Here is a 4,549-nt window from a genome sequence, read left to right as displayed (position 1 = left end):
AGAAGTGAAACGCCGTAGCGCCGATGGTAGTGTGGGGTCTCCCCATGCGAGAGTAGGGAACTGCCAGGCATCAAATAGAATGAAAGGCTCAGTCGAAAGACTGGGCCTTTTGTTTTATCTGTGGTCTGTCGGATGGCGGCTCCGCCTTATCCAGCCTACAGGGACGCGCCGATCCACCCTCAATATAACCACAAGCCTTCCCAACACAGATACGGTAAACTATTGCCGATTGAGTATCAGGAAAGCAGCCATGACCCACTCCCTAAAACCCTGGAATACCTTCGGCATTGATCATTGTGCAAAGCACATCGTATGCGCTGAAAACGAACAACAACTACTGAGCGCCTGGCAGCAAGCAACTCGTGAGGGACTGCCGGTTATGATCCTGGGTGAAGGAAGCAATGTCCTGTTTCTGGAAAATTACGCCGGCACCGTGATCCTTAACCGCCTGAAAGGCATTGAGGTCAATGAAACCGCGGACGCCTGGCACCTACACGTCGGCGCAGGCGAAAACTGGCATCAACTTGTTCGCTACGCGCTGGACAACAACATGCCCGGCCTGGAGAATCTGGCGCTCATCCCTGGCTGCGTTGGTTCCTCGCCTATACAGAATATTGGCGCGTATGGCGTAGAACTACAGCGCGTCTGCGACTACGTTGACTGCGTTGAACTGGAAACGGGAAAACGTCTGCGTTTGTCCGCGGCGGAATGCCGTTTCGGCTATCGTGACAGTATCTTCAAAAATGAATATCAGGATCGCGTTGCGATCGTCGCGGTGGGTCTGCGTTTGTCAAAGCAATGGCAGCCGGTGTTGACCTATGGCGATCTTACTCGTCTGGACCCGAAAACGGTCACCGCGCAACAGGTGTTTGATGCTGTATGCCATATGCGCACCACAAAATTGCCGGATCCTAAAGTGAATGGCAATGCGGGCAGCTTTTTTAAAAATCCCGTTGTCGCAGCCGATATCGCTATGGAACTGTTAGAGCGATTTCCCAACGCGCCGCATTACCCTCAGGCAGACGGCTCAGTGAAGCTGGCGGCAGGCTGGCTGATAGATCAATGTCAGTTGAAAGGCGTCACCATTGGCGGCGCTGCGGTGCATCGCCAACAGGCGCTGGTATTGATTAATGCGAATGATGCGACAAGTAAAGATGTGGTGGCGCTGGCGCATCATGTCCGGCAAAAAGTGGGTGAAAAATTTAATGTCTGGCTGGAGCCTGAGGTTCGCTTTATTGGTCAGTTCGGAGAGGTGAACGCAGTGGAGAGCATTGCATGAAAGATACTACCGTTCCCCTGACGCTGATCTCACTACTTGCCGACGGAGAGTTTCACTCAGGCGAGCAGTTGGGTGAACGGCTGGGAATGAGCCGCGCGGCGATTAATAAACATATCCAGACATTACGCGACTGGGGAGTAGATGTATTTACCGTTCCGGGGAAAGGATATAGCTTGCCGGAACCCATTCAGTTACTGGATGCTGACCGTATTCATAGCCAACTGGATAGCGGAAACGTGGCGGTATTGCCCGTTATCGATTCAACCAATCAGTATTTACTTGATCGAATTGGCGAGCTGCGTTCAGGCGATGCCTGTGTAGCAGAATACCAACAGGCGGGGCGTGGTCGTCGCGGGCGTAAATGGTTCTCACCGTTTGGTGCGAATCTATATCTTTCAATGTACTGGCGTCTGGAGCAGGGGCCTGCGGCGGCAATAGGCTTGAGTCTGGTCATTGGAATTGTGATGGCGGAAGTGCTGCGTGAACTGGGCGCAGATAAAGTTCGTGTGAAGTGGCCTAACGACCTCTACCTGCTGGATCGCAAACTGGCGGGTATTCTGGTCGAGTTAACCGGTAAAACGGGCGATGCCGCACAAATAGTGATTGGCGCTGGTATTAACATGGCAATGCGTCGCGTAGAAGAGGACGTGATAAATCAGGGATGGATCACACTACAAGAGGCCGGAATTACGCTCGACCGCAATATGCTGGCCGCAAAGCTGATTTATAAGCTACGTGCTGCGCTTGAGCTTTTTGAGCAAGAAGGTCTTTCTCCTTATCTTTCGCGCTGGAAAAAACTGGATAATTTTATTGATCGTCCGGTAAAACTAATTATTGGCGACAAAGAAATATTTGGTATTTCTCGCGGCATTGATACTCAGGGCGCATTATTGCTTGAACAGGATGGCGTGATTAAACCCTGGATGGGCGGAGAAATATCGCTGCGAAGCGCCGAATAGTAAAAAAGGGGAGTCGGTACTCCCCTTTTTTCTGTTATTTCCGCAATCTTACCTGTTCCACCGCATGGTTAGCGCTCTTGGTCATAATAAGGCTGGCACGTTCTCGCGTGGGTAAGATATTTTGCTTTAAATTCAACCAGTTAATTTCTTTCCAAAGCGAGGCTGCTGTATTAACAGCTTCTTCTTTAGATAATTTCGCATAATTGTGGAAATAAGAGTCAGGATCGGTAAACGCCCCTTCGCGGAATTTCAGGAAGCGATTGATATACCACGTCTGAAGAAGTTCTTCTGGCGCATCAACGTAAATAGAGAAATCAACGAAATCAGAGACAAATACATGGTGCGGATCGTGAGGATAATCCATACCGCTTTGTAAAACATTCAAACCTTCAAGAATCAATATATCAGGCTGAGCGACGGTTTTATCCCCTTCAGGAATAACATCGTAAATCAAATGAGAATAGACTGGCGCCGTCACGTTCGGTACGCCCGACTTGAGGTCAGAAACGAATTTCACCAGTCGGTGCATATCATACGATTCGGGGAACCCCTTTTTCTTCATTAACCCGCGTTCTTTCAACACCTGGTTTGGGTGGAGGAAGCCGTCTGTGGTAATCAATTCAACACGGCGGTGTTCCGGCCAGCGACTCAGCAACGCTTGCAGAACGCGTGCTGTCGTGCTTTTACCCACTGCGACGCTGCCCGCGATACTGATGATGTAAGGGATTCGCTGGCCGTTAGTGCCCAGAAACTGTTCCAGGACAGCCTGACGACGCAGATTTGAACTGATATAGAAATTTAGCAAACGGGAGAGAGGTAAATATATTTCTGCAACTTCTTCCAGCGATAAATCTTCATTAATGCCTTTTAACTGCGCGATCTCATCCTCGGTCAGGGTCATCGGCACAGAATCGCGAAGCGCAGCCCACTGGCTGCGATCAAACTGTAGGTAAGGCGTCATTAACGATTGCTCTTTTATACTCATAAGCATGTTTCTGGCTGCTATTGCTACATCAGTTCAGCGATGAACGAGGGCCATCCCTGACATGCAACGGCACGTCACATTTAAGTTAATTTGGACAATGGGCAGGAGGGTAACACCAGATGGGGAGGAATAATAAGAAAAAATCTCGCTGTGAAAGCTATCCCTGAGAAGCAATGTGACGAATATACCAGATACAGAAGATTGCTTTCTATCGACGGAGCGTTGAAATGCCGCGTCGTATCCTGGTCAGACGGTCGGTAAAATGCCGAAAATTTATGCTCTCTTGTTTGAAATTAGAGCATTTTTGTCTCTTATAGCGCAAAATGTGAGCGATAGAACATTTTATGCAATTTTTTAGTTGCATGAGCACGCAGGTCTCCATAGAATGCGCGCTACTTGATGCCGACTTAGCTCAGTAGGTAGAGCAACTGACTTGTAATCAGTAGGTCACCAGTTCGATTCCGGTAGTCGGCACCATCAAGTCCGGTGGGGTTCCCGAGCGGCCAAAGGGAGCAGACTGTAAATCTGCCGTCACAGACTTCGAAGGTTCGAATCCTTCCCCCACCACCATTTTCGGCCGCGCGATGGCGCAGCCCGAGACGATAAGTTCGCTTACCGGCTCGAATAAAGAGAGTTTCTCTCGATATTCAGTGCAGAATGAAAATCAGGTAGCCGAGTTCCAGGATGCGGGCATCGTATAATGGCTATTACCTCAGCCTTCCAAGCTGATGATGCGGGTTCGATTCCCGCTGCCCGCTCCAAGATGTGCTGATATAGCTCAGTTGGTAGAGCGCACCCTTGGTAAGGGTGAGGTCGGCAGTTCGAATCTGCCTATCAGCACCACTTCTTTTCTCCTTCCTGTTTTTCTCTTCTGTTTATTAGCATTCAACAAGTCGGGCGTGTTGCCTGGTTGATGTGGTGATATCACCGATTTATCCGTGTCTTAGAGGGACAATCGATGTCTAAAGAAAAGTTTGAACGTACAAAACCGCACGTTAACGTCGGTACTATCGGCCACGTTGACCATGGTAAAACAACGCTGACCGCTGCCATTACTACCGTACTGGCTAAAACCTACGGCGGTGCCGCTCGCGCATTCGACCAGATCGATAACGCGCCGGAAGAAAAAGCGCGTGGTATCACCATCAACACTTCTCACGTTGAATACGATACCCCGACCCGCCACTATGCACACGTAGACTGCCCGGGGCACGCCGACTATGTTAAAAACATGATCACCGGTGCTGCTCAGATGGACGGCGCGATCCTGGTTGTTGCTGCGACTGACGGCCCGATGCCGCAGACCCGTGAGCACATCCTGCTGGG

At 50.1% G+C, this 4,549-nt stretch carries 5 protein-coding genes and 4 tRNA genes; 7 read left to right on the top strand and 2 right to left on the bottom strand.

Translation table 11 applies throughout. The features are described 5' to 3' along the window. Positions 1–250: 250 nt before the first annotated feature. Both murB and birA read left to right on the top strand, forming a co-directional pair. Entirely contained in the window at positions 251–1,279 is a 1,029-nt protein-coding gene (gene murB / locus NBA72_RS23990) for a UDP-N-acetylmuramate dehydrogenase (protein WP_000149798.1), read from the top strand. Then, the gene (birA, locus tag NBA72_RS23985) at positions 1,276–2,238 is read left to right on the top strand and encodes a bifunctional biotin--[acetyl-CoA-carboxylase] ligase/biotin operon repressor BirA (RefSeq protein WP_000655746.1); all 963 of its coding nucleotides are present in this window, start codon (positions 1,276–1,278) and stop codon (positions 2,236–2,238) included. Before murB ends, birA begins: the two co-directional genes overlap by 4 nt. A gap of 34 nt (positions 2,239–2,272) precedes the next feature. Here the strand turns inward: birA and coaA are convergent, their stop codons facing one another. Next, positions 2,273–3,223 (bottom strand): type I pantothenate kinase, encoded by a 951-nt coding sequence (gene coaA, locus NBA72_RS23980; RefSeq protein ID WP_000023068.1) that lies wholly within the window; start codon positions 3,221–3,223, stop codon positions 2,273–2,275. A 208-nt stretch (positions 3,224–3,431) separates the two neighbouring features. Then, on the bottom strand, positions 3,432–3,605 hold the full coding sequence (locus NBA72_RS23975; RefSeq protein WP_001541267.1) for a hypothetical protein: 174 nt from the start codon (positions 3,603–3,605) through the stop codon (positions 3,432–3,434). A gap of 19 nt (positions 3,606–3,624) precedes the next feature. Here NBA72_RS23975 and NBA72_RS23970 point away from each other — a divergent pair. From NBA72_RS23970 to NBA72_RS23950, 5 genes are all read left to right on the top strand, one after another. Continuing rightward, a tRNA-Thr gene (locus NBA72_RS23970) sits at positions 3,625–3,700 on the top strand. Between the two features lie 8 nt (positions 3,701–3,708). Beyond that, positions 3,709–3,793 (top strand) — tRNA-Tyr (locus NBA72_RS23965). 116 nt (positions 3,794–3,909) lie between these two features. Next, positions 3,910–3,984, top strand: a tRNA-Gly gene (locus NBA72_RS23960). Between the two features lie 6 nt (positions 3,985–3,990). Further along, a tRNA-Thr gene (locus NBA72_RS23955) sits at positions 3,991–4,066 on the top strand. 115 nt (positions 4,067–4,181) lie between these two features. Beyond that, the coding region (locus NBA72_RS23950) for a GTP-binding protein (RefSeq protein WP_002444880.1) at positions 4,182–4,549 on the top strand (368 nt) is incomplete at its 3' end.

This window comes from Salmonella sp. NW1250 (genome assembly GCF_051812965.1).
GTDB classification, from domain to species: domain Bacteria; phylum Pseudomonadota; class Gammaproteobacteria; order Enterobacterales; family Enterobacteriaceae; genus Salmonella; species Salmonella enterica.
The sequence above is the reverse complement of the archived record's forward strand: the minus strand, read 5'-3'. Positions and strand labels throughout refer to the sequence as shown.

What these genes read in the sequence shown, in the direction of transcription:
- murB (WP_000149798.1), top strand. Translation starts at nt 251, where the DNA reads ATGACCCACTCCCTAAAACCCTGGAATACCTTCGGCATTGATCATTGT.
- birA (WP_000655746.1), top strand. Translation starts at nt 1,276, where the DNA reads ATGAAAGATACTACCGTTCCCCTGACGCTGATCTCACTACTTGCCGAC.
- coaA (WP_000023068.1), bottom strand. Translation starts at nt 3,223, where the DNA reads ATGAGTATAAAAGAGCAATCGTTAATGACGCCTTACCTACAGTTTGAT.
- NBA72_RS23975 (WP_001541267.1), bottom strand. Translation starts at nt 3,605, where the DNA reads ATGGAGACCTGCGTGCTCATGCAACTAAAAAATTGCATAAAATGTTCT.